The organism is Tessaracoccus sp. OS52 (genome assembly GCF_020687685.1).
GTDB lineage: Bacteria > Actinomycetota > Actinomycetes > Propionibacteriales > Propionibacteriaceae > Arachnia.
In genome coordinates, this window is record NZ_JAJEWM010000014.1 from 1 (window position 1) to 849 (window position 849).

Below are 849 nucleotides of genomic sequence, written 5' to 3' on the forward strand. Positions count from 1 at the left end.
AGTAATGGTGGTGGTGAACTTGTCAATTGTTCCGGGTGCCACGTGGCCGCCGATGTCTTCGAGGAAACCGAGGAGAGACGCGGTGACGTCGATGACAACCTGTTTGGCGTAGCGGGGGGAGCGGTCGTAGGAGGGGGCGAACACCTCCTTCTGGCGCCAGCAGCCCCGGTCTCCTTCGTCCAGGGTGACGCGAACACGAACGATTTCGAAGGTGCCGCTCACTCGGTGTCCTTGTCGTTGGTGGGCTTCTCGCCGGGCCACCAGCCGGGCGTGAACCCGGGGAGGCTGTGAGGGGCAATGATCTCGATCGCCCGCAGTACCCACTTCCCGTCGATGTTGCGCCAGTCTCCGGAAGCCCGGTAGCCGGTGCCTTCCGGGAGGGCGCAACATCGACGGGAAGTGGGGTGGACGGTGCCGTCTGGGGTGACGCGTTCGGTGTTGGGGTCGTACTCGATGGTCTTGGGGATGATCAGCATGCCGGTAGCGGCGATGTCCGGGTGCATGGCGGCTTCCATGGCGGCGACGATGGGGTCCGTGGGGCCGGTCCATTCGCTGCGGCCGGTGGCGCCGAGGGCGGTAGCGGTCGGGCACGGCCACGAGGCGGCATAGGCCATGCTGTCGCGGCAGGTAGCGCAGGTGCCGGGGTCGTCGGGGTTGCGGTCGTGAAGGGCGCGAGCCGCGTCAAGGTCGAACGTCACGGGGTGTCCTCGGTGAGGGTGATGGTGTGGCGAGTAATGGTGGTGGTGAACTTGTCAATTGTTCCGGGTGCCACGTGGCCGCCGATGTCTTCGAGGAAACCGAGGAGAGACGCGGTGACGTCGATGACAACCTGTTTGGCGTAGCGGGGGG

The 849-nt window shown here is 65.8% G+C and carries 2 protein-coding genes; both read right to left on the reverse strand.

Annotation, left to right across the window (positions count from 1 at the left end; genetic code table 11):
- Positions 1 to 222, reverse strand: a 222-nt coding sequence (locus LKO27_RS15055; protein WP_227738336.1) for a hypothetical protein, incomplete at its 3' end; no start/stop codon positions are given.
- Positions 219 to 698 (reverse strand): hypothetical protein, encoded by a 480-nt coding sequence (locus tag LKO27_RS15060; protein WP_227738337.1) that lies wholly within the window; start codon positions 696 to 698, stop codon positions 219 to 221. The genes LKO27_RS15055 and LKO27_RS15060, both read right to left, overlap by 4 nt.
- Between the last annotated feature and the right edge of the window lie 151 nt (positions 699 to 849).